General features: G+C 66.0%; 20 protein-coding genes. 8 read left to right on the top strand and 12 right to left on the bottom strand.

The features are described 5' to 3' along the window. Window positions 1-35: 35 nt before the first annotated feature. A complete protein-coding gene (locus ACFZCE_RS08315; RefSeq protein WP_390937874.1) occupies window positions 36-1,526 on the bottom strand; it encodes an aldehyde dehydrogenase family protein in 1,491 nt (496 codons plus the stop codon). A gap of 242 nt (window positions 1,527-1,768) precedes the next feature. On the opposite strand from ACFZCE_RS08315, the gene ACFZCE_RS08310 reads away from it, so the two are divergent. Then, window positions 1,769-3,151, top strand: coding sequence for a 2-oxoadipate dioxygenase/decarboxylase family protein (locus tag ACFZCE_RS08310; protein ID WP_390937872.1), 1,383 nt, complete (start codon window positions 1,769-1,771; stop codon window positions 3,149-3,151). Here the strand turns inward: ACFZCE_RS08310 and ACFZCE_RS08305 are convergent. Together ACFZCE_RS08305 and ACFZCE_RS08300 are read right to left on the bottom strand one after the other, a co-directional pair. Next, window positions 3,135-3,689: a putative glycolipid-binding domain-containing protein gene (locus ACFZCE_RS08305; protein WP_390937870.1), complete on the bottom strand. Its 555-nt coding sequence runs from the start codon at window positions 3,687-3,689 to the stop codon at window positions 3,135-3,137. The two genes, ACFZCE_RS08310 and ACFZCE_RS08305, sit on opposite strands and share 17 nt — an antisense overlap. Window positions 3,690-3,772: 83 nt before the next feature. Then, window positions 3,773-4,048: an HU family DNA-binding protein gene (locus tag ACFZCE_RS08300; protein WP_390937868.1), complete on the bottom strand. Its 276-nt coding sequence runs from the start codon at window positions 4,046-4,048 to the stop codon at window positions 3,773-3,775. A 375-nt stretch (window positions 4,049-4,423) separates the two neighbouring features. On the opposite strand from ACFZCE_RS08300, the gene ACFZCE_RS08295 reads away from it, so the two are divergent. From ACFZCE_RS08295 to ACFZCE_RS08275, 5 genes are all read left to right on the top strand, one after another. Continuing rightward, window positions 4,424-4,972 carry a chorismate lyase gene (locus ACFZCE_RS08295; protein WP_390938630.1) on the top strand — a complete coding sequence of 183 codons (549 nt, stop codon included), beginning with the start codon at window positions 4,424-4,426 and terminating at the stop codon, window positions 4,970-4,972. After that, entirely contained in the window at window positions 4,963-5,853 is an 891-nt protein-coding gene (ubiA, locus tag ACFZCE_RS08290; protein ID WP_390937866.1) for a 4-hydroxybenzoate octaprenyltransferase, read from the top strand. Before ACFZCE_RS08295 ends, ubiA begins: the two co-directional genes overlap by 10 nt. A gap of 95 nt (window positions 5,854-5,948) precedes the next feature. Continuing rightward, window positions 5,949-6,638, top strand: coding sequence for a phosphate regulon transcriptional regulator PhoB (gene phoB / locus ACFZCE_RS08285; protein ID WP_390937865.1), 690 nt, complete (start codon window positions 5,949-5,951; stop codon window positions 6,636-6,638). Between the two features lie 39 nt (window positions 6,639-6,677). Further along, window positions 6,678-7,991, top strand: a complete 1,314-nt coding sequence (phoR, locus tag ACFZCE_RS08280) for a phosphate regulon sensor histidine kinase PhoR (RefSeq protein ID WP_390937863.1) — start codon at window positions 6,678-6,680, stop codon at window positions 7,989-7,991. Window positions 7,992-8,113: 122 nt separating this feature from the next. After that, complete coding sequence (locus ACFZCE_RS08275) at window positions 8,114-9,454, top strand: CNNM domain-containing protein (protein ID WP_390937861.1); 1,341 nt, start codon at window positions 8,114-8,116, stop codon at window positions 9,452-9,454. Here the strand turns inward: ACFZCE_RS08275 and ACFZCE_RS08270 are convergent, their stop codons facing one another. The 8 genes from ACFZCE_RS08270 to ACFZCE_RS08235 form a co-directional block, all read right to left on the bottom strand. Continuing rightward, window positions 9,455-10,348, bottom strand: a complete 894-nt coding sequence (locus ACFZCE_RS08270; protein WP_390937859.1) for a peptidoglycan DD-metalloendopeptidase family protein — start codon at window positions 10,346-10,348, stop codon at window positions 9,455-9,457. A gap of 109 nt (window positions 10,349-10,457) precedes the next feature. Beyond that, entirely contained in the window at window positions 10,458-11,363 is a 906-nt protein-coding gene (locus ACFZCE_RS08265; RefSeq protein WP_390937857.1) for a response regulator, read from the bottom strand. A 156-nt stretch (window positions 11,364-11,519) separates the two neighbouring features. Then, window positions 11,520-12,278, bottom strand: a complete 759-nt coding sequence (phoU, locus tag ACFZCE_RS08260; protein WP_390937855.1) for a phosphate signaling complex protein PhoU — start codon at window positions 12,276-12,278, stop codon at window positions 11,520-11,522. A 65-nt stretch (window positions 12,279-12,343) separates the two neighbouring features. Beyond that, entirely contained in the window at window positions 12,344-13,078 is a 735-nt protein-coding gene (gene pstB, locus ACFZCE_RS08255; protein WP_390938629.1) for a phosphate ABC transporter ATP-binding protein PstB, read from the bottom strand. 116 nt (window positions 13,079-13,194) lie between these two features. Then, a complete protein-coding gene (pstA, locus tag ACFZCE_RS08250) occupies window positions 13,195-14,868 on the bottom strand; it encodes a phosphate ABC transporter permease PstA (protein WP_390937853.1) in 1,674 nt (557 codons plus the stop codon). A gap of 11 nt (window positions 14,869-14,879) precedes the next feature. Beyond that, on the bottom strand, window positions 14,880-17,165 hold the full coding sequence (locus ACFZCE_RS08245; protein WP_390937851.1) for an ABC transporter permease subunit: 2,286 nt from the start codon (window positions 17,163-17,165) through the stop codon (window positions 14,880-14,882). An 87-nt stretch (window positions 17,166-17,252) separates the two neighbouring features. Continuing rightward, window positions 17,253-18,245: a phosphate ABC transporter substrate-binding protein PstS family protein gene (locus tag ACFZCE_RS08240; RefSeq protein WP_390937849.1), complete on the bottom strand. Its 993-nt coding sequence runs from the start codon at window positions 18,243-18,245 to the stop codon at window positions 17,253-17,255. Window positions 18,246-18,346: 101 nt separating this feature from the next. Continuing rightward, entirely contained in the window at window positions 18,347-19,636 is a 1,290-nt protein-coding gene (locus tag ACFZCE_RS08235; protein WP_390937848.1) for an MFS transporter, read from the bottom strand. A gap of 176 nt (window positions 19,637-19,812) precedes the next feature. On the opposite strand from ACFZCE_RS08235, the gene ACFZCE_RS08230 reads away from it, so the two are divergent. Together ACFZCE_RS08230 and ACFZCE_RS08225 are read left to right on the top strand one after the other, a co-directional pair. Beyond that, window positions 19,813-20,214 carry a hotdog domain-containing protein gene (locus ACFZCE_RS08230; RefSeq protein WP_390937846.1) on the top strand — a complete coding sequence of 134 codons (402 nt, stop codon included), beginning with the start codon at window positions 19,813-19,815 and terminating at the stop codon, window positions 20,212-20,214. Between the two features lie 82 nt (window positions 20,215-20,296). Next, on the top strand, window positions 20,297-21,199 hold the full coding sequence (locus ACFZCE_RS08225) for a D-hexose-6-phosphate mutarotase (protein ID WP_390937844.1): 903 nt from the start codon (window positions 20,297-20,299) through the stop codon (window positions 21,197-21,199). Here ACFZCE_RS08225 and ACFZCE_RS08220 read toward each other — a convergent pair. Then, a complete protein-coding gene (locus ACFZCE_RS08220) occupies window positions 21,196-21,732 on the bottom strand; it encodes a DUF3299 domain-containing protein (RefSeq protein ID WP_390937842.1) in 537 nt (178 codons plus the stop codon). The genes ACFZCE_RS08225 and ACFZCE_RS08220 overlap by 4 nt on opposite strands. Window positions 21,733-21,916 lie beyond the last annotated feature (184 nt).

Here is a 21,916-nt window from a genome sequence, read left to right as displayed (position 1 = left end):
GCCAAAGGGCGGGCACGGGCTAGCGCCGGGGCGCCTCAGTCAAACACGATCCCTTGCGCCAGCGGCAGCTCGCGCGAGTAGTTGATGGTGTTGGTCTGCCGGCGCATGTAGCCCTTCCAGGCATCGGAGCCGGACTCACGGCCGCCGCCGGTTTCTTTCTCGCCGCCGAAGGCGCCGCCGATTTCCGCGCCGCTGGTACCGATGTTGACGTTGGCGATGCCACAGTCACTGCCGGCCGCGCTCTGGAAGCGCTCGGCTTCACGCAGGTCGGTGGTGAAGATGCACGAAGACAACCCCTGCGGCACTTCGTTGTTCAGCTTCAGCGCTTCTTCGAAGCTGTCGTAGCCCAGCACGTAGAGGATCGGCGCGAAGGTTTCATGGCGTACCACCGCGCTCTGCCCGGGCATTTCGGCGATGGCCGGGGCCACGTAGTAGGCGTTCGGGTACTGGCTGGCCAGTTGGCGCTCGCCGCCGAACACCTGGCCGCCTTCGTCGCGGGCCTGGCTCAGGGCGCCCTGCATGGCGTCGAACGAGGCTTTGTCGATCAGCGGGCCGACCAGGTTGTTCTCGCGCGGGTCACCAATGCGCACCTTGCCGTAGGCAGCCTTCACGCGGTTGATCAGCTCGTTTTTGATCGAGTGGTGGGCGATCACCCGGCGCAGGGTGGTGCAGCGCTGGCCAGCAGTGCCCACGGCGGAGAACAGAATGCCGCGCACGGCCAGGTCGAGGTCGGCGCTCGGGGCGACGATCATGGCGTTGTTGCCGCCCAGCTCGAGGATGCTGCGGCCAAACCGGGCGGCCACGCGCGGGCCAACCTGCTGGCCCATGCGGGTGCTGCCGGTGGCGCTGACCAGCGGCACGCGCGGGTCGTCGACCAGGGCTTCACCGGCCTCGCGGGCACCGATCACCAACTGCGCCAGGCCTTCAGGGGCGCTGCCGAAACGGGCCACGGCTTTGTCGAACAGCGCCTGGCAGGCCAGCGCGGTCAGCGGGGTTTTTTCCGACGGCTTCCACACCACGGCGTTGCCGCACACCAGTGCCAGCGCGGTGTTCCACGACCAGACCGCGACCGGGAAGTTGAACGCGCTGATCACCCCAACCACACCCAGCGGGTGCCAGGTTTCACGCATGTGGTGGCCCGGGCGCTCGGAGGCGATGGTCAGGCCGTACAGCTGGCGCGACAGGCCCACGGCGAAGTCGCAGATGTCGATCATTTCCTGCACTTCGCCCAGGCCTTCCTGGGTGATCTTCCCGGCCTCGATGCTGACCAGCTCACCGAGCTGGGCCTTGTGTTCGCGCAGCACTTCGCCGAACAGGCGCACCAGCTCACCGCGGCGCGGCGCCGGCACCTGGCGCCAGGTGTCGAAGGCGGCATGGGCACGGCCTATGGCCTGCTCGGTCTCGGCCTTGCCCTGCAGGGTCACCGAGGCGATCTGGCTGCCATCGATGGGGGTGTACACCGGGTGGTTACCGTTCTGGTAGGCCAAAGCGGCAACGCCCAGGCTCTGAAGCAGGCTGTCGATCATGGGGGTGCTCCTGTGCAAGCGAATGAAGAGGATGGACCGAGTATTGACCCGCCCCGGCCTTCGGACAAGCGAGGAATCGGCAGCACATCATTCCCTGCCGGAATGCTCAGCGCCTTAATTAAATGGCCGCAACGGGCTGAGGTTCAGCACTTTGCGGAATGACCCCCGGACTTTTTTTCGCTTGCGCCGGTACCCCCTTCACCGTTTTCATGGCGTGGTCCCCCTTGCTGGAGCCCCGTGCCATGCCCGCCACCGCGTTTATCCGCCCTGATGCCATCCGCGCGCAGTTTTCCCGCGCCATGTCTGAGATGTACAAGCAGGAAGTGCCCCTCTACGGCGCCCTGCTGGCGCTGGTGGCGAACACCAACGAGGCGGTGCTGGCCGAGCAGCCTGCACTGCGCCAGGCCCTGGAGCGCGGCGCCGAGCTGGAGCGCCTGGGCGCCGAGCGCCATGGCGCGATCCGCGTGGGCACCGCGCAGGAACTGGCCACCCTCGCCCGCCTGTTCGCGGTGATGGGCATGGCCCCGGTGGGGTATTACGACCTCACCCCGGCCGGCGTACCGGTGCACTCCACCGCCTTCCGCGCGGTGCACGAGGCCTCGCTGGCGGTAAGCCCGTTCCGGGTGTTTACCTCGCTGCTGCGCCTGGAGCTGATCGGCAATGCCGAGCTGCGCGAGACCGCGGCGGGCATCCTGGCGGCGCGGCAGATCTTCACCGAGCCGGCACTGGCGTTGATCGCCCAGCACGAACAGGCCGGTGGCCTGAACGAAAGCGAAGCCGAGGCGTTCGTGCGCGAGGCGCTGGAAACCTTCCGCTGGCACCCCCGCGCCACGGTCAGCGCGGCGCAGTACCAGGCGCTGCACGACCAACACCGGCTGATCGCCGACGTGGTCGCGTTCAAGGGCCCGCACATCAACCACCTCACCCCGCGCACCCTCGACATCGACCGCATCCAGCAGGGCATGCCCGCCGCTGGCATCACCCCGAAGGCGGTGATCGAAGGCCCGCCACCGCGGCGCCAGCCGATCCTGCTGCGCCAGACCAGCTTCAAGGCCTTGCAGGAGAAGGTCGCCTTCAGCGACCAAACGGGCGCCGAAGGCAGCCATACCGCGCGCTTCGGTGAAATCGAACAGCGCGGCGCGGCGCTCACCCCCGCCGGCCGCGCGCTCTACGACCGCCTGCTCGACACCTCGCGTGAAGCCCTGGCCGGCGTGCCCAGCGAAGGCAACGCCGCCGAGTACATGCGCCTGCTGGGCGAGCACTTCAGTGAGTTTCCCGATGACCTGGCGCAGTTGCGCCAGCAGAACCTGGCGTGGTTCCGTTATTTCCTCACCGAACAAGGCGAGGCCGCCGGCCCGCGGGCCGGCACGCTCGACGAGCTGATCGGCGCCGGGTTGGTGGGTTACGCGCCGATTGTGTACGAAGACTTCCTGCCGGTCAGCGCGGCGGGGATATTCCAGTCCAACCTGGGCGAAGGCGCCCAGAGCGACTACGGCCAGAACGCCAACCAGGCGCAGTTCGAGGCCGCCCTGGGGCGCCCGGTCATCGATGAAATGGGCTTGTACGAAGCCACCCAGCAGCGTTCGATCGAGCACTGCCTGGCGCGCTTCAAGGCACCCGCGTGAACAACCCGGGGTAGTCGATCACCAGGCCGTCGTTGTCCAGCTCCAACTGGGCCTGGAACACCCCGTCGAGGTTCTCGTAGAGGAACCACTTGAACGGCTCCAGGCAGGTGTAGCGCTGGGTCATCGCCGAGGGGGTGAGGTCTGGCACGCTGATGTAGGCCATGCGCAGCGTGCGGCTTTGCCCGGCCTGCCAGGGCAGGCGGCGGATCGGCAGGGTGTTGGTGAACGGCGTGGCGGCGATGTCGACGTCGATGCAGCCATCGAGCGCCGGGACATCGCGGTCGGCTTCGACATCGCGCCAGCGCCCGTGGCCATCGGCCCACAAGCGCAGCGACGGGCTGCCGGAAGGGCTGGCGATGTCGACCAGGCGCGTGCGCCATTCGGCATCGACGCTCACCGTGTACACCAGCCCGTAGGGCGTGCCACCGCGCTCACCGATGACCACGCTGTTTGCCATCACCAGGCTTTCGCGAAACGCCAGGCTCAGATGCTCCAGGCCCCGGCCATGTTCGGCGATCCATCGAACAATCTTTCCCATCGTTCCGCTCCCTGTGAAAACACAACGGCCATGCCCTGCGAAGGACATGGCCGTTGCGCCATAGGTTCCGTGTTCGAGGGGGCTCAGGAGGCCAGGATTTCCTTGAAGGACTTACCGGGCTTGAACGCCACGGTGTTGCTGGCGCGGATTTTCACCGGCTCCCCGGTTTGCGGGTTCTTGCCCTGGCGGGCGCCGCGGTGGCGTTTTTCGAAGGTGCCAAAGCCCACAAGGGTGACGTTCTCGCCCTTGCTCACGCTCAGGCTGATCTGATCGAGCAAGGCGTTGAGGACTTGGTTGGCTTGGTCTTTGGTGAGGTCGGCCTTTTCTGCGATGACACTGGCCAGTTCGGGTTTGCGCATGGTGAAACCTCTAGTCGGTTATTGTTTTTATGACGCACTGTTATAGCTACAGCGACGTAACGGCCGGCAGGCTCTACTCTGCGGCTGATGGGCATGAGGATGGCATGGCCAAAGGCGCCGCGCCAGTGCTGCCGCAGGCATTCGGGGCACAAGAACAAAGTGTTTCCGACGGACTGTACGGCATTCCCGCCATGGCAGCCTTCGCCCCCCGCGCCGGCCCTGTGCTTCATCGTAGCTGGCGCCAGCGATTGCGCACGGGTAAGTGCGGCGCGCCGCGCGCGGTTCGGGATCCGCTTACGCTAACCGCCGATACAAACATGCTAAGCTGCCAGCCCTCAATTTCGCCAATGTTCGCCCATCGTGCCCACTCATCCTTTGCAGGCCTTTCGGCCCGGCTGGGCCGCCGATGCCCTCGGCGCACCCGAACCCATTCAAGGGTGGCTGTTCGACAGCGGCTCACTGACCCGCCGGCTGACGCTCGCCTCCGCGCACCGCTTCAACGTGACCCCCTTGCACGAGGGTTGGCAAACCCTGCGCGACGACGAATGCCAGGCCCTGGGCCTGGCCACGGGCAGCGAGGGCTGGGTGCGCGAGGTGTTCCTGCGTGGCCGCGGCGAGGCCTGGGTGTTCGCCCGCAGCGTGGCCGGGCGCGAAGCGCTGCAGGCGGATAACTTCGCCCTGGCGGCGCTGGGCAATCGCTCGTTGGGCGAGTTGCTGTTCAACGACACGGCCTTCGTGCGCCGCCCCATCGAGGTGTGCCACTATCCACGCCCCTGGCTGCCGCGCGCGGTTGCCCGCGAAGGCCTGTGGGCCCGGCGGTCACGCTTCGACCGCGGGGCATTTTCGGTCCTGGTGATGGAAGTGTTCCTGCCGGCGCTGTGGCAAGCCCTGGCGGCCCCTGAAGAGAACCCCGGATGTACCTGAACCTGCTGCGCTCGCTCAACCGCCTGCACCCCCGCTGCTGGGACTTCATCCAGCTCGCCCGCTTTGATAAACCGATCGGCATCTACCTGCTGCTGTGGCCCACCCTGTGGGCGCTGTGGGTCGCCGGCGAGGGCTCGCCCACGCTGGCCAACGTGGTCATCTTCAGCCTGGGCGTACTGCTGATGCGCGCCGCCGGCTGCGTGATCAACGACTTCGCCGACCGCAAGGTCGATGGCCACGTGAAGCGCACCGAGCAGCGCCCGCTGGTCAGCGGCAAGGTCCGCAGCCGCGAGGCGCTGGTGTTCTTCGCGGTACTGGTGCTGGCCAGCTTCGCGCTGGTGCTGTGCACCAACGCCACCACCATCTGGCTATCGTTTGGCGGCTTGCTGATCGCCTTCTGCTACCCCTTCATGAAGCGCTACACCCATTACCCGCAAGTGGTGCTGGGCGCGGCGTTCTCCTGGGGCATGCCGATGGCCTTCACCGCCGAAACCGGCCACGTACCGGCCGCCGCCTGGTTGCTGTATGCCGCCAACCTGCTGTGGACGGTGGCCTACGACACCTACTACGCCATGACCGACCGCGACGACGACCTGCGCATCGGGGTGAAGTCCACGGCCATCCTGTTCGGTAACTCAGACCGGCTGATCATCGCCATCCTGCAGGGCCTGGCGGTGGCCTGCCTGCTGCTGGCCGGGGCGCGCTTCGGCCTCGGCGGGTGGTTCTACCTGGGCGTGGCCGGGGCGGTCGGTTGCTTTGCCTGGCAGGCCTGGAAAACCCGCCGGCGCGAGCGCCTGGCGTGCTTCGAGGCGTTCTTGCATAACCATTGGGCAGGGCTGCTGATTTTTGCCGGAATCGTGCTGGATTACGCGCTACGCTGAATTCGGCCATTGCCTGCTGTCGCCAGTGTCACATCGCTGCAATAATTCCGTTATCTAATGCTGCGCAAGACACAGGATTGACTCGAGGCTCTAGCATGGTTGGCAGAAGTATTCTCATCGTTGACGACGAAGCGCCCATCCGCGAAATGATCGCCGTCGCGTTGGAAATGGCCGGCTATGAATGCCTGGAGGCGGAGAACGCGCAAAACGCCCACGCGATCATCGTCGACCGCAAACCCGACCTGATCCTGCTCGACTGGATGCTGCCAGGCACCTCCGGCATCGAACTGGCCCGCCGCCTCAAGCGCGACGAGCTCACCGCCGGCACGCCGATCATCATGCTCACCGCCAAGGGTGAGGAAGACAACAAGATCCAGGGCCTGGAAGTCGGCGCCGACGACTACATCACCAAACCGTTCTCGCCCCGCGAGCTGGTCGCCCGGCTCAAGGCCGTGCTGCGCCGCGCCGGTGCCAGCGATGGCGAAACCCCGATCGAAGTGGGCGGCCTGCTGCTCGACCCGGTCAGCCACCGGGTGACCATCGACGGCCGCCCGGCCGAGATGGGCCCCACCGAATACCGCCTGCTGCAGTTCTTCATGACCCACCAGGAGCGCGCCTATACTCGTGGCCAATTGCTCGATCAGGTCTGGGGTGGCAACGTGTATGTTGAGGAGCGCACCGTCGACGTGCACATCCGGCGCCTGCGCAAGGCCCTGGGCGATGCCTACGAGAACCTGGTGCAGACCGTTCGCGGCACCGGCTACCGGTTCTCCACCAAAAGCTGAGCCCGCGGCCACTCGACCATTGCAAGGGATGTGCGGTAATTGAATCAGAACTGGCTAGGTATCCTGATACGCCACCTGGCGCTTCTGGTCACTGCCTGCCTGCTGGTCGGGCTCGCCACCGGCCATACCGGTTTTTGCCTGGCCATCGGCCTGGGCCTGTACCTGGCCTGGACCCTCAAGCAGCTGCTGCGCCTGCACCACTGGCTCAAGCACCACCAGCCCGACGAACCGCCGCCCGAAGGCACTGGCCTGTGGGGCGATGTGTTCGACAGCATTTACCTGATCCAGCGCCGCGACCAACGCGCCCGTGACCGCCTGCAGGCGGTGATCGACCGGGTGCAGGAGTCCACCGCCGCCCTGCGCGACGGGGTGATCATGCTCGACACCGACGGCAACCTGGAATGGTGGAACAACGCCGCCGAAACCATGCTCGGGCTGAAAACCCCGCAAGACGCCGGCCAGCCAATCACCAACCTGGTGCGCAACCCACGGTTCTTCGAGTACTACCACGCCGAGAACTACGCCGACCCGCTGGAGATGCCCTCGCCCATTCAAGACCGCGTGCGCATCCAGGTGATGATCACCCGCTTCGGCAACAACGAACACCTGCTGGTGGTGCGCGACGTGACCCGCATCCACCAACTGGAGCAGATGCGCAAGGATTTCGTTGCCAACGTGTCGCACGAGCTGCGCACGCCGCTGACGGTGATCACCGGTTACCTCGAAACCCTGCTCGACAACAGCGAGGGCATCAACCCACGCTGGCTGCGCGCCCTGCAGCAGATGCAAAGCCAGGGCAGCCGCATGCAAACCCTGCTCAACGACCTGCTGCTGCTGGCCAAGCTCGAGGCCACCGACTACCCCTCGGACAACCACCCGGTGGCCATCGAGCCGCTGCTCAAGACCATCCGCAGCGACGCCCTGGCGTTGTCTGGCGAGCGCAACCACAGCATCACCCTCGAAAGCGAAGGGGCGCTGTACCTCAAGGGCAGCGAGCCGGAGCTGCGCAGCGCGTTTTCCAACCTGGTGTTCAACGCTGTTAAATACACGCCCGACAACGGCCGCATCCTGATCCGCTGCTGGCAGGACGGCCAGGGCGCGCACATGAGCGTGAAAGACTCCGGCATCGGCATCGAGACCCAGCACATTCCGCGGTTGACCGAGCGTTTTTACCGGGTCGACTCCAGCCGCAACTCCAACACCGGCGGTACCGGGCTGGGCCTGGCGATCGTCAAGCATGTGCTGCTGCGCCACCGTGCGCGCATGGAAATTTCCAGCGTTCCGGGCCACGGCAGCACCTTCACCTGCCATTTCGCGCCCGCCCAGGTCGCGCGCAAGGTGCGGGAGCGATAACCCACCGCCCGGCATTTTCCCTTTGCAAGCGCCGGCCCAGTCGCTAAATTGCCAAGTTCACGCGGGAAACTTCCCGCTTGTGGTTCCTTTTTTCACTTTCATGGACTCCCCAAAGCCCCATCATGGACCCTTCCCCCGGTTTATCCCTTGCCTCGATCTTCGCCGACTTCGGCATGATCATCTTTGCTTTCGTGCTGGTGCTGCTCAACGGCTTCTTCGTCGCCGCCGAGTTCGCCATGGTCAAGCTGCGCGCCACCAAGGTCGAATCCATCGCCGAGAAACACGGCTGGAGCGGGCGCATCCTGCGCACCGTGCACAACCAGCTCGACGCCTACCTCTCAGCCTGCCAGTTGGGTATCACCCTGGCCTCGCTGGGCCTGGGCTGGGTCGGCGAGCCGGCCTTCGCCCACCTGCTCGAGCCACTGCTCGAAGCCGCCGGCGTGCAAACCCCCGAAGTGATCAAGGGCGCCTCGTTCTTTACCGCGTTCTTCGTGATTTCCTACCTGCACATCGTGGTCGGCGAGCTGGCGCCGAAGTCCTGGGCGATCCGCAAGCCCGAGGTGCTGTCGCTGTGGACGGCCGTGCCGCTGTACCTGTTCTACTGGGCGATGTACCCCGCCATCTGGCTGCTCAACGCCAGCGCCAACGGTATTCTGCGCATCGCTGGCCAAGGCGAGCCCGGCCCGCACCATGAGCACCACTACAGCCGCGAAGAGCTCAAGCTGATCCTGCACTCCAGCCGCGGCCAAGACCCAAGTGACCAGGGCATGCGCGTGCTGGCCTCGGCGGTGGAAATGGGCGAGCTGGAAGTGGTGGACTGCGCCAACTCCCGCGAAGACCTGGTGATCCTCGACTACGCCGCGCCGCTGCCGCAGATTCTTGAAAAACTGCGCCGGCACAAATACAGCCGTTACCCGGTGTACGACCACGAAAAAAACGAGTTCGTCGGCCTGCTGCACATCAAGGACCTGCTGCTGGAGCTCACCGCCAGCCATTACATTCCCGATGCCTTCGACCTCGATGACTTGATCCGCCCGCTGGAGCGGGTGTCCAAGCACATGCCGCTGTCGCGCCTGCTCGAGCAGTTCCGCCAGGGTGCGGCGCACTTCGCGCTGGTCGAGGAAGCCGACGGCAAGGTGATCGGCTACCTGACCATGGAAGACGTGCTCGAAGTGCTGGTGGGCGACATCCAGGACGAACACCGCAAGGCCGAGCGCGGGGTGCTGGCGTACCAGCCCGGCAAGCTGCTGGTGCGGGGCGACACGCCGCTGTTCAAGGTCGAGCGCCTGCTCGGCGTAGACCTCGACCACATCGAGGCGGAAACCCTTGCCGGGCTGGTGTACGACACCCTCAAGCGGGTGCCGGAAGAAGAAGAAGTGCTGGAGGTCGAAGGCCTGCGGATCATCGTCAAGAAGATGAAAGGGCCGAAGATCCTGCTGGCCAAGGTGCTCAAGCTGGAGTGATCAGCGCCCGCCCATGGCGAAGTTCGGCAGGCTGCTGACCGGCCGGTCGAACTGGTACGGGATCGACTCCAGCGCCAGCCCGGTGTTGCGCTGCACCACGAAGTGCAGGTGCGGCCCGGTGCTGTTGCCGGTATTGCCCGAGCGCGCCAGCGCCGCGCCTTGTTCCACCTGTTCGCCCTCATGCACCACCACCGAGCCGCGCATCAAGTGCAGGTACACCCCCATGGTGCCGTCGCCATGCAGAATGCGCACGAAGTTGCCGCCCGGCTCGGCGCCCCGCCCACCCTGGTTGTTCTCCACCTTGACCACCACGCCGGCGCGCGCGGCGACGATCGGCGTGCCCTCGGGCATGGCGATGTCCAGCGCATAGCGGCTTTTGGGCCCGGTGTGGCTGTATTGCCCATTCGCGCCCTGGCTGATGTAGAACGGCCCGCCCACCCAGGGCAGCGCGTAACGGTAGCCGCCGGTGGGCGAGGCTGGGTCGCCCAGGAAGTAATCGAAGCGCGGCTTGAAGCCCATCGGCTTGGCCGCGTCCGTGGCGGCCAGCACCGCCAGGGTGACCGTGCTGCGCGCCGGCACCACGCGGCTGAGGCTGTTCGGCGCGCCGGCGACGTTGCGCAGGCCACTGAAGCGCAACTCGACCTGCACCGGCGCGTAGAGGTCGTTGCGCGCGCTGAAGGTGACCTTGCCGCGGGCCTTGTTTTGTTCCAGGTGCACCTGCTGCTCGAGGTGCTCGACCATGCGGTCGTTGAACACGAACACCTGCGCGCCTTTGGTGGGCTTGTCGGTGTAGGTGGTCACGCCGTTGGCGTCGACGAACTTGTACACCGTGGGCTGGGCCAGGGCGCAGGGGGTGGCCAGGGCGAGGGCCGCGATGAGCAGGTGGTGGTGCATGGGCCGAGGGGCCTGTTCAAGGGTGTGGGGCCTACGGGCCCTTCGGCCGGCTGCGCCAGGCGAAGGGCCCCGCAGCCGGGAAGCATAGCCCAGCCGCTAGCGCGAGGCCTCAGGCCCCCGGCACAAAATGCTTCTGCGCGGTGCCGCGGGCGATCAGCCGCGACAGGTAGTCGAGCTTCTGCGCATCCTGGTCGACGAAGCGGAAGGTCAACTGCAACCATTCGCTGTCGGGCTTGGGCTCGAACGCGGTAATGCTGTGCAGGTAGCCGTTCAGCCGCGCCACTTCGTCGTTGTCGCCCTGCTCCAGGTCGACCACGGCGTGCTCGAGGATCTGCGGCAACTGCTCGCCGCGCTTGACCACCAGCAGCGCCTCCTTGAGGCTCAGCGCCTTGATCACCGCCTGTTGCGTGCTACCACTGGCCAACCGCAGTTGGGCCTGGCCACGGCCACCGGGCGGCCCGCTCGGGGCAGCGGCGGCGGGTTCCGCCGGGCGCGCGGCGGGGGCTGGCGCGGCGGCGGCCGGGCGGGTGGCCGCGGCAGCTTCCGGGCGGCCACCGGTCAACGCGGCGAGCGAGTCGTTGGCAAGGCCCGTGGAGGTTGGCCGCGGGCCGCTGGCCATCAGGTCGTCGAGCTTGCCCACCTTATGCAGGGCCTTCTTCACCTTGGTGAGCAACTGCTCGTTGGTGAAGGGCTTGCCGATGTAGTCCGACACCCCGGCCTGGATCGCCTGCACCACGTTTTCCTTGTCGCCACGGCTGGTCACCATGATGAACGGCACGTGCTTGCCGGCGTCTTGCTGGCGGAACCAGGTGAGCAGCTCGAGCCCGGACATCTCCGGCATTTCCCAGTCGCACAGCACCAGGTCGTAAGGCTCGCGGGCCAGGATGGCCTGGGCCTTGCGGCCGTTCACGGCGTCTTCGATCTGCACGCCCGGGAAGGCGTTGCGCAAGCACTTTTTTACCAGGTCGCGGATGAACGGCGCATCATCCACCACCAGAACACTGACCTTAGCCATCGACCACTCCTGAAATAAACCCGCCCAGCATAGCGCTGCATGATGGCTAATTGCCAAGGAAAACGGGCAGCCATCCGCTGATGGCCCACACTCAATCTAATCGCTGCCTCAATGAAAACGCCCGGCCAAGGCCGGGCGTGGGGCATGCGGGCAAACTTAGTTATCGTCTGCGGCGGGCGAAACATTAGCCCGGTCGGCGCCGCGCTCTACCTCGAGGCGCATACGCTCAAGCCCCAGGTGGCGCACGTCGGTGCCCTGTACCAGGTAAATCACCAGCTCGGCGATGTTGCGCGCGTGGTCACCGATGCGCTCCAGCGAACGCAGCACCCAGATCACGTTGAGCACGCGGGAGATCGACCGGGGGTCTTCCATCATGTAGGTGACCAGCTCGCGCAGCGCGGTTTTGTACTCGCGGTCGATGGTCTTGTCGTACTGGGCCACCGACAGCGCCAGGTCGGCGTCGAAGCGGGCGAAGGCGTCGAGGGCGTCACGCACCATCGCGCGCACCTGGCCGCTGATGTGGCGCACTTCAACGTAGCCGCGTGGCGACTCGCCTTCTTCGCACAGCTGGATGGCGCGGCGGGCGATCTTGGTCGACTCGTCACCGATGCGCTCCAGGTCGATCACCGACTTGGAAATGCTGATGATCAAGCGCAGGTCGGAGGCGGCAGGCTGGCGGCGGGCCAGAATGCGCAGGCACTCCTCGTCGATGGTGCGCTCCATCTGGTTGATTTCGTCGTCGATATCGCGCACTTGCTGGGCCAGGCCCGAATCGGCGTCGATCAGCGCGGTGACGGCATCGTTGACTTGTTTTTCAACCAGGCCGCCCATGGCCAGAAGGTGGCTGCGAACCTCTTCCAGCTCGGCGTTGTACTGCTGGGAGATGTGGTGGGTAAGGCTGTGCTTGTCAATCATGATCAAAACCCTATGGAGCGCTCGGTGGAAGGGAAACGACAGCGTTGCACGTGCAATCAGGCCAATCAGCCATAGCGGCCAGTGATGTAATCTTCGGTCTGTTTTTTTGCCGGATTGGTGAACAACGTGTCGGTATCACCGAATTCGACCAGCTTACCCATGTGCATGAAGGCGGTGTAGTCAGAGACCCGCGCAGCCTGCTGCATGTTATGGGTGACGATTACAATCGTGTATTTCGATTTCAATTCGTAGATCAGCTCTTCCACCTTCAGGGTGGAAATCGGGTCGAGCGCCGAGCACGGCTCATCGAGCAGCAGCACTTCAGGCTCGACCGCAATCGTGCGGGCGATCACCAGGCGCTGCTGCTGGCCGCCAGAAAGGCCCAGGGCAGACTCATGCAGGCGGTCCTTGACCTCGTCCCACAGGGCAGCGCCGCGCAGGGCCCACTCGACGGCGTCATCGAGCATGCGCTTTTTGTTCACGCCCTGGATGCGCAGGCCGTACACCACGTTTTCATAGATGGTCTTGGGGAACGGGTTGGGCTTCTGGAACACCATGCCCACCCGCCGGCGCAGCTCGGCCACGTCGCGGCCCTTGGCGAAGATGTTCTGCCCTTCGAGGTTGACCTGCCCCTCCACCCGGCAATCGTCGATCAGGTCGTTCATGCGGTTGAAGGTGCGCAGCAGGGTCGACTTGCCACAGCCCGACGGGCCGATGAACGCCGTGACGCGCTGGCGCAGGATGTTCAGGTCGACCTCGTGCAGGGCGCGGGCCGCCCCGTAATAAAGGCTCAGGCCCATCACCTGCAGGGCGATGTTCGACGGCTCCAGCGCGTTGCGCTGTTGGGCCAGATCGTGCCGGCCGCGTTGATGGTGCATGAATCGCTGCATGTTCAGCCTCGTTCGCTCGCCAGGGGTCAGGTGTCGAGCGCTTTGTATTTTTCCCGCAGGTGGTTGCGCAGGGCCACCGCAGACAGGTTCAGCAACGCGATGACCAGCACCAGCAGCAACGCGGTGGCGTAGACCAAAGGCCGCGCCGCCTCAACGTTCGGGCTCTGGAAGCCGACATCGTAGATATGAAAGCCCAGGTGCATGATCTTCTGGTCCAGGTGCACATAGGGGAACTGGCCATCGACCGGCAAGGCTGGGGCCATCTTCACCACGCCCACCAGCATCAGCGGCGCCACCTCGCCGGCGGCGCGGGCGATGGCCAGGATCATCCCGGTCATCATCGCCGGGCTGGCCATCGGCAATACCACCTTGAACAGGGTTTCGGCGCGGGTGGCGCCCAGCGCCAGCGAACCCTCGCGCAGGCTGCGGGGGATGCGCGACAAGCCCTCTTCGGTGGCGACGATCACCACCGGCACCGCCAGCAGCGCCAGGGTCAACGAGGCCCAGAGCAACCCCGGGGTGCCGAGGGTGGGCGCGGGCAGCGCCTGGGAAAAGAACACCCGGTCGATCGAGCCGCCCAGCAAGTACACGAAGAAGCCCAGGCCGAACACGCCGTAGACGATCGCCGGCACCCCGGCAAGGTTGTTCACGGCGATGCGGATCAGCCGCGTGACCCAGCCTTGGCGGGCGTATTCGCGCAGGTACACCGCGGCCAGCACGCCGAATGGGGTGACGATAATGGCCATGATCAGGGTCATCATCACCGTGCCGAAAATCGCCGGGAACACCCCGCCCTCGGTGTTGGCCTCGCGCGGGCCGGTGCTGAGGAATTCCCACAGCTTGCTGAAATAGAAGCCGAACTTGGCCGCCGTGCCCATGGCGTTGGGGCGGTAGGCATGCACCACCTGGCCCAGGTCGATCTGCACCGCCTTGCCGCCGGCTTCCACGGCGGTCAGGCTGTCACGCTGCAGTTGCTCGCGCAGCGCGTCGAGGCGCGCCTCGATCTCGCTGTAGCGGGCCTGCAGGGCGCTCTGCTCGCTGGCGAGGTCGGCCTGGGCCTCGGCATTCAGCTGGCCGTTCAGCTCCAGCTTGCGCCCTTGCAGGCGCGCGGCTTCGAGGGCGCGGTTCACCTGTACCAGGTCGTGGCTCTGCAGCCGCTCCAGCTGCCGTTGCAGGCCCGCCACCCGCGCCAGCCGGGTATTCAGCTCGGCCCAGGCGTCGGCGCCCTGGGCCACCACCTGGCCGTGCTCGCGCACGTCCATCAGGCGCCCGTAGAAGTTGCCCCACTCGCGGCGCTCGAGGGTGACCAGGTCGGCGGGCTGGCTGACCCGTGGCAGCCAGTCGGCCACCACCCAAACGAAATCACTGCCGTACAGGTCGCGGTTACCCACCTTCAGCAGCTCGCGGGTCATGGTTTGCGGGCCATCGGCCGGTACCGCATTGCTCACCGCGCGCAGGCGCTCACGCGGCACCTGCTCGCGCTCGACCACCTCGCCCACCAGCGTGTGCGCGGGCAGGCCGGGTACCTGGTAGCTCACTTCCACCAGCGCCGACGGCCAGAAGTGCCCCAGGCCGCGCACGGCGATCACCAGCAGCAGGCCAACGGTCATGATCACCGCCATGGCCACCGCGCCCGCGCTGAGCCACACCCCGGGGGCGCCGCTTTTGAACCAGTCTTTGATGTGTGCGTTCTTCACCATGGCCCCGGGCGTCACAACGACGAGTATTGCTTGCGAAGCCGCTGGCGAATCACTTCGGCCACGGTGTTCATGACGAAGGTAAACAGCAGCAGCACCAGCGCGGTGAGGAACAGCACGCGGTAATGGCTACTGCCCACGGCCGACTCGGGCATCTCTACCGCCACGTTGGCGGCCAGGGTGCGCATGCCTTCGAACAGGTTCATGTCCATGATCGGCGTGTTGCCGGTGGCCATCAGCACGATCATGGTTTCACCCACCGCGCGGCCCAGGCCGATCATCAGCGCGGAGAAAATCCCCGGGCTGGCGGTCAGCAGCACCACCCGGGTCAGGGTTTGCCACGGCGTGGCGCCCAGCGCCAGCGAGCCGTGGGTAAGGCTGCGCGGCACGCTGAAGATGGCGTCTTCGGCGATCGAGTAGATGTTCGGGATCACCGCGAAGCCCATCGCCATGCCCACCACCAACGCGTTGCGCTGGTCGAAGCCCAGGCCAAGATGCTGGGTGATCCACTGGCGCATGTCGCCGCCGAACCAGGCGGTTTCGATGGCCGGGCTGAGGTACAACGACAGCCCGCACACCAGCAGGATCACCGGGATCAGCAAGGCCGCCTCCCAGCCGCTGGGCAACGCCGCGCGCCAGCGCACTGGCAGGTGGCTGAAGCCGAACGCCGCCAACAGGATGCCTAGAGGGGTCAGCAGGAACAGGCCGATGATGCCCGGCAGGTGGCCCTCCACATAGGGCGCCAGGAACAGCCCGGCAAAAAACCCGAGGATCACCGTGGGCATGGCTTCCATCAGTTCGATCACCGGCTTGACCTTGCGGCGCATCGGCGGCGCCATGAAGTACCCGGTGTAGATCGCCGCGGCGATCGCCAGCGGCGCGGCCAGCAGCATGGCGTAGAAGGCCGCCTTGAGGGTGCCGTAGGTCAAGGGCGCCAGGCTCAGCTTGGGCTCGAAGTCGCTGTTGGTGGCGGTGGACTGCCAGACGAACTCTGGCTTGTCGTAGTTCTCGTACCACACCCGCTCCCACAGCGCGCTCCACGACACCTCCGGGTGCGGGTTGCTCAGCGCGAACGGCAGCCACTGGTGGTCTTGCTCGACCATCAGCCGGTCGGCCCGCGGTGACATCCCCAGGGCATCGCCGTGGGTGGCCACTTGCTCGATCAGCAAGGTGCGGTGCGCGGTGCTGTGGAACACCCCCAGCTTGCCGCTGGCGTCGAGGGCGATAAAGCCCTTGCGGCGTTCTTCGGGGCGGATGAAGGCGATCGGCTGGTCGCCCAGTTGGAAGTCGCGAATGTGGCTGAGCCGCGGCTCGCCGTCGACATCGCGAGCCATGAACCACTGGCTGATGGTGCCCTTGGAGGTGCCGACCATCAACGATACGCCGCCGGCCAGCTGCTGGCTGGCGGTCACCTGCACGTTGGCGTCTTCGACCAGTTTGTAGCGGCCATTGAGGGTGCGCTGGCGCAGGTCGTACACGTCGGCCTGGGCACGCCCGTTGAGCACGTACAACCACTGCTGGCGCGGGTCGAGGTAGATCGCCTTGGCCGGCTCGGCCATTTGCGGTAAATCGATGTGCGCCTGCTCCAGGCGCGGCTGGCCGGCGAGCAGGTCGTCTTCGCGGGTGACCGCCAGCACGCTGAGCTGCGCGCCGCTGGAGCCAGCGAGCATCAGCGCGGTGTCGGTCACGGTCAGGCTTACCCGTTCCAGCGCCCGGCCTTTGGGGTCCAGGGTGAAGGGGGCTTGGCCGTAAGGGAACTCCAGGGTAGGCGTGACCGCCTTGGTGTCGCCGGTATAAGTGAGCTGGTAACTGCTGCGCATCACCAGCGCTTGGCCGTTGGCCAGCCCCGCCACCAGCCACGGCGTGCCCGGCTGGCTTTTGGCGATGGAGACCACATGGGTGCCGGCTGGCACCGGCAGCGGTATCGTTTGCAACGCCGCGCCGCTCTGGGCATCGAAAAACACCGCCTGCCCTTGGTCGGAAACCCGCAGGCCGACCATGTTTTGCTCTTCGAGGGTGAGCAGCAATGGCTTGCCGGCCTCCTTCAGCCAGGCCGGGGCCAGCGCTGGCCGTGACTGCAAATGCGCGCCCTTGAACAGCGGCGCCACCACATAGGCCAGGTAGAAGAAAATCATCGTAATGGCTGCCAACACCGCCAACCCGCCCACCAGCACATAGCCGTGCGTCAAGCGGTCGACCCACGCACGCAGGCGACGTTTGCGCTGGAATGCCGGCGCATTGAAGTCGATGCGTGGCGCAGGCGAACCGTGGGCCATTTTAGGATTAGTCAGCTCATTCATCCGCACACCCTAGCGGGGGTATATGACAGAAACGTTACACCCCACGGGCGCAGCGAAACCCACCCGGGGGGCGGTGCGGCGAAGCGGTCAGGGGGTAGCGGTGGCGCCCGGTGCCGCCAGGCCCAATTCTTTGAGCGAGCGCAGGATCACCTTGGCCGGGAGCGGAATATACCCGTCCTTGGCAACCATTTGTTGGCCGGTTTGCGAAAGGATCAGCCTGATGAACTCAGCGTCGAGCGGCGCCAGTGGCCGGTTCGGCGCCTTGTTCACGTACACGTACATGAAGCGCGCCAGCGGGTAGGTGCCATTCAGCGCGTTGGTTTCGTTGTCTTCTATATAAGGCCCGCCGGGCTGGCGCGCCAACGGCACGCTGCGCACGCTGGCGGTGCGGTAGCCAATACCCGAATAGCCAATGCCGTTGAGCGAGTTGCTGATGGCCTGCACCACCGAGGCCGAGCCAGGCTGCTCGTTGACGTTGGCTTTGAAATCCCCTTTGCACAGCGCCTGTTCCTTGAAGAAACCATAGGTGCCCGACACCGAGTTGCGCGAGAACAACTGCAACGGCTTGCCCGCCAGGTCGCCCTTCACGCCCACGTCGCCCCAGGTGCGCACCTCGGCCGGCGCGCCGCACAGGCGGGTCGAGGAGAAAATCGCATCGACCTGGGCCAGGCTCAGGCCTTCGATGGGGTTGTCTTTGTGCACGAACAGCGCCAGGGCATCGACCGCCACCGGCACAGCAGTGGGCTTGTAGCCAAAGCGCTCTTCAAAGGCCTGCACCTCGGAGTCGCGCATCTTGCGGCTCATCGGCCCCAGGTTGGCGGTGCCAGCGGTGAGTGCCGGCGGCGCGGTAGACGAACCCGCCGCTTGCACCTGCACGTTCACGCTGGGGTATTCGCGCTTGAACGCCTCGGCCCACAGGCTGACCAGGTTGGCCAGGGTGTCGGAGCCCACGCTGTTGAGGTTGCCGGCCACCCCGCTGACCTTCTGGTAGGCCGGCACCAACGGGTCGACATCGGCGCGCGCCACGCCCAACCCGGCCAGCGACAGCAGCAAAACGGCGAGGTACGGCTTCAGCGGCATCGATGGGCTCCTGGCGAGGGTGAACTACAGGGGTTGCCGGAGCATGCGCACACAGCGGGTGCCAATTTATGACACCGCCGTGACAAACAGGTTACAGCCGATCAGCGCTTTTTCGCCAACAGGTACAGGCCGACCACGAAGCCCATCGCACACACCGCGGCCACGTAGACGGCCGGGCCCATGGGGTTGGTCTTCATCATCAGGCTGACCACCATCGGCGTGAGGCCGCCGAAGATTGCATAGGCCAGGTTGTACGAGAACGACAACCCGCTGAAGCGCACCACCGGCGGGAAGGCCTTGACCATCACGTAGGGCACCGCGCCGATGGTGCCGACGAACAGGCCGGTCAGCGAGTACAGCGGGAACAGCCACTGCGGGTGCTCGCCCAGGCCGTGGTACAGCACCCAGGTGCACACGCCCAGGCCCAGGCTGCCGAGGGCGAACACCCGGCCCGCGCCAAAGCGGTCGGCCAGGCGGCCCGCGCCAATGCAGCCCAGGCTGAGGAACACGATGGCCAGGCTGTTGGCCTGCAGCGCCTCTTTGGGGCTGAAGCCGAACAATTTCTGCAGCAGGGTTGGGGTCATCAGGATGACCACCACGATCGCCGCCGACAGCAACCAGGTAAGCAGCATCGACACCACCACCGCCGGCAGGTGATCACGCAATACCGCGCGCAACGGCAGCTCGGCGGCCAGCGCCTTGCGTTGCTGCAGTTCGGCGAACACCGGGGTTTCGTGCAGCCAGCGGCGCAGGTACACCGAGAACAGGCCGAACACCCCGCCCAGCAGGAACGGAATGCGCCAGGCGAACGCGGCCAGTTGCTCGGCGTTGTAAATGCTGTTGATGGCCGTGGCCACCAGCGAGCCGAGCAGGATGCCGGTGGTCAGGCCGCAGGTCAGGGTGCCGCAGGCAAAACCGACGCTGCGCCCGGGTACGTGCTCAGACACGAACACCCAGGCACCGGGCACCTCGCCACCAATCGCCGCGCCCTGGATCACCCGCAGCACCAGCAGCAGGATCGGCGCGGCCATGCCGATCTGCTCGTAGGTGGGCAGCAGGCCCATCAGCAGGGTGGGCAGGGCCATCATGAAGATGCTCAGGGTGAACATCTTCTTGCGCCCAAGCAGGTCGCCGAAGTGCGCCATGACGATGCCGCCCAGCGGGCGGGCCAGGTAACCGGCGGCAAAGATGCCGAAGGTTTGCACCTGGCGCAGCCAGTCGGGCATGTCGGCCGGGAAGAACAGGTTGCCCACCACCGCCGCGAAAAACACGAAGATGATGAAGTCGTAGAACTCCAGGGCACCGCCCAGGGCGGCCAGGGACAGAGTTTTGTAGTCGTTACGGGTCAGCGGGCGCGAGGGCTGCGCAACGCTGGAAGGCGCGGTACTCATGTTGGCATCTCTTATAGTTGCGCCTCGTTGGAGGGCGCACACGTCTCGGCAGGAGGCGAAAGATACCAAATTGCTTGAAAAAGCACATATATATGTGCTTGAACGGTTATGCGGCCCGGCTGTGCTCTATATACTGGGTCGCCACCTATCAAGAGTCAGGGTCAGAGGCACCCCGCATGATTGAGCTCGAACAAGAAGATCCGATCCCTCAGGGCGACCTGGCCCTGCAGATCACCGCGCTGCCCCGGGAAACCAACGGCTTCGGCGACATCTTCGGCGGCTGGCTGGTCGCCCAGATGGACCTCGCCGGCACCGCCATGGCCAGCAAGCAGGCCGGCGGGCGCGTAGCCACGGTGTCGATCGACCGCATGGCGTTCCTGGTGCCGGTGGCGGTGGGCGCGCAGCTGAGCTTCTACACCCAAACGCTGGAGGTCGGGCGCAGTTCGATCCGGCTGATGGTCGAGGTGTGGAGCGACGACCCCCTCTCCAGCGAATGGCGCAAGGTCACCGAAGCCACCTTCGTGTTCGTTGCCATCGACGGCAGCGGCCGCACCCGCGCGGTGCCACGGCGCAGCTAAACTTGCGCCGCCGGCCGTGGTCAATGCGCATGCACTTCGTGCGGTTGCGAAGCACCCCTGCCCCCTGAACGAGGAAGTTTGCATGGCCCACCCCAACGTTGAGTCGATCACCATCGGCAACCTGCCATGCTGGCGCATCCGTACCGCCGAGGCCGAACTGCTGGTGGCCCAGCAAGGGGCCCAGGTGCTGAGCTACCAACGCACCGGCGAGCAACCCCTGATCTGGCTGAACGACCAGGCCACCTTCGAGCCCGGCACCCCCGTGCGCGCCGGCGTGCCGGTGTGCTGGCCGTGGTTCGGCAACCTGGCGAAAAACCCCGAGGCGGTGCAGGCCATGCGCCAGGCCAGCGAGGCCGCGCCGTCCCACGGGCTGGTACGGGCGCTGCCGTGGGAGCTCGACGGCATCGAGCACAGCGAGCCCAGCGTGACCCTGCACCTGAGCGTGCCCCAGGCCGCCGCCGGCACCCTGCCCGGCTGGCCGCACAAGGCCGAATTGCGCCTGAGCATCACCGTGGGCGACGACCTCGCCCTGCGCCTGACCACGCGCAACCTCGGCAGCGCGCCACTGGCGATCAGCCAGGCGCTGCACACCTACTTCGCCGTGAGCGACGTGCGCCAGGTGAACGTGCCCGAGGTGGCGGGCCTGGAGTACGTCGAAACCCTCGAGAACTGGGAAACCCGCAGCCAGCAAGGCGCCCTGGAAGTGACCGGCGAAACCGACCGCATCTACCTAGGCACCCCGCAGCGCCTGAGCATCGCCGACAGCGGCTGGAACCGCCGCGTGCTGATCGACACCGAAGGCGCCGAGGCGGCGGTGATCTGGAACCCCTGGATCGAACGCGCCCAGGCCTTTGCCGACATGGCCGACGACGGCTGGCAACGGATGTTCTGCATCGAAACCGCCAACGTGCTCGGTAGCGCGCTCAACCTGGAGCCCGGCGCCAGCCACACCCTGGGCTACCGCCTGAGCAGCGAAGCGCTTTAAAGGTCCTCTTCCTTGACCACCCGGACCGCCGAGGCGTCCATCGCATAGGCGGCGTCGGCCAGGTCATTGCTCACCTTCTCCACCTTCAACGTGCCGCTGGCCCACAGCGGCGTGTAGATGTCTGCCAGCTTCAGGCCCTTGGGGTAGCGGATCAAAATCAGCTGGTTCGGCGGCGGCGGCGGCACGTGAATGCACGCGCCCGGGTAGGGCACCAGGAAAAACAGCGTGCTACGGCCCTTGGCGTCGGTTTCCAGCGGTACCGGGTAGCCGCCAATGCGGATGGCCTTGCCGTCCATCGCGGCCACGGTCTTGGTCGAGTACATCACCGCCGGCAAGCCCTTGGGGTTCTTCAGGCCGCCTTTGTGGGTGAAGCTGCCGGCCGACTCCGGGGTGTTGTGGTCGATTTCTGGCATGGCCTCGAGGGCTTTCTGGTCTGACTTGGGCATCAGCGCCAGCCAGTCGGTTTCGGGCAGCTCGGCCGCGTGGGCAGTGCCCAGGCAAAGCACCAGGCAGGTGAGTAGACGCAAGATCATTGAGTGGGCAGCCAACGGCGGTGAAAACGCGATTCTAACGCGAGGTGAGGTGGGGTTGTAGGGCCCATCGCCCGGCACAGCCGGCCTCCCACGGGGTCTGTGTTGAGCCTAAAATCAATGGCTTACACAATCTGGTGGGAGGCCGGCTGTGCCGGGCGAAGGGCCAGTCAGGTCATGCGCTCAG

The organism is Pseudomonas sp. NPDC007930 (assembly GCF_042958985.1).
GTDB lineage: Bacteria > Pseudomonadota > Gammaproteobacteria > Pseudomonadales > Pseudomonadaceae > Aquipseudomonas.
This window is presented reverse-complemented; position numbering and strand designations above follow the sequence as displayed.

Coding starts and splice junctions, on each gene's coding strand:
- ubiA (WP_390937866.1), top strand. CDS start 4,963: ATGTACCTGAACCTGCTGCGCTCGCTCAACCGCCTGCACCCCCGCTGC.
- ACFZCE_RS08225 (WP_390937844.1), top strand. CDS start 20,297: ATGGCCCACCCCAACGTTGAGTCGATCACCATCGGCAACCTGCCATGC.
- ACFZCE_RS08305 (WP_390937870.1), bottom strand. CDS start 3,689: ATGGGAAAGATTGTTCGATGGATCGCCGAACATGGCCGGGGCCTGGAG.
- ACFZCE_RS08275 (WP_390937861.1), top strand. CDS start 8,114: ATGGACCCTTCCCCCGGTTTATCCCTTGCCTCGATCTTCGCCGACTTC.
- ACFZCE_RS08300 (WP_390937868.1), bottom strand. CDS start 4,048: ATGCGCAAACCCGAACTGGCCAGTGTCATCGCAGAAAAGGCCGACCTC.
- ACFZCE_RS08315 (WP_390937874.1), bottom strand. CDS start 1,526: ATGATCGACAGCCTGCTTCAGAGCCTGGGCGTTGCCGCTTTGGCCTAC.
- ACFZCE_RS08265 (WP_390937857.1), bottom strand. CDS start 11,363: ATGGCTAAGGTCAGTGTTCTGGTGGTGGATGATGCGCCGTTCATCCGC.
- ACFZCE_RS08240 (WP_390937849.1), bottom strand. CDS start 18,245: ATGCCGCTGAAGCCGTACCTCGCCGTTTTGCTGCTGTCGCTGGCCGGG.
- phoU (WP_390937855.1), bottom strand. CDS start 12,278: ATGATTGACAAGCACAGCCTTACCCACCACATCTCCCAGCAGTACAAC.
- pstA (WP_390937853.1), bottom strand. CDS start 14,868: ATGGTGAAGAACGCACACATCAAAGACTGGTTCAAAAGCGGCGCCCCC.
- pstB (WP_390938629.1), bottom strand. CDS start 13,078: ATGGGCCTGAGCCTTTATTACGGGGCGGCCCGCGCCCTGCACGAGGTC.
- ACFZCE_RS08245 (WP_390937851.1), bottom strand. CDS start 17,165: ATGAATGAGCTGACTAATCCTAAAATGGCCCACGGTTCGCCTGCGCCA.
- phoB (WP_390937865.1), top strand. CDS start 5,949: ATGGTTGGCAGAAGTATTCTCATCGTTGACGACGAAGCGCCCATCCGC.
- ACFZCE_RS08230 (WP_390937846.1), top strand. CDS start 19,813: ATGATTGAGCTCGAACAAGAAGATCCGATCCCTCAGGGCGACCTGGCC.
- ACFZCE_RS08270 (WP_390937859.1), bottom strand. CDS start 10,348: ATGCACCACCACCTGCTCATCGCGGCCCTCGCCCTGGCCACCCCCTGC.
- ACFZCE_RS08235 (WP_390937848.1), bottom strand. CDS start 19,636: ATGAGTACCGCGCCTTCCAGCGTTGCGCAGCCCTCGCGCCCGCTGACC.
- ACFZCE_RS08310 (WP_390937872.1), top strand. CDS start 1,769: ATGCCCGCCACCGCGTTTATCCGCCCTGATGCCATCCGCGCGCAGTTT.
- ACFZCE_RS08220 (WP_390937842.1), bottom strand. CDS start 21,732: ATGATCTTGCGTCTACTCACCTGCCTGGTGCTTTGCCTGGGCACTGCC.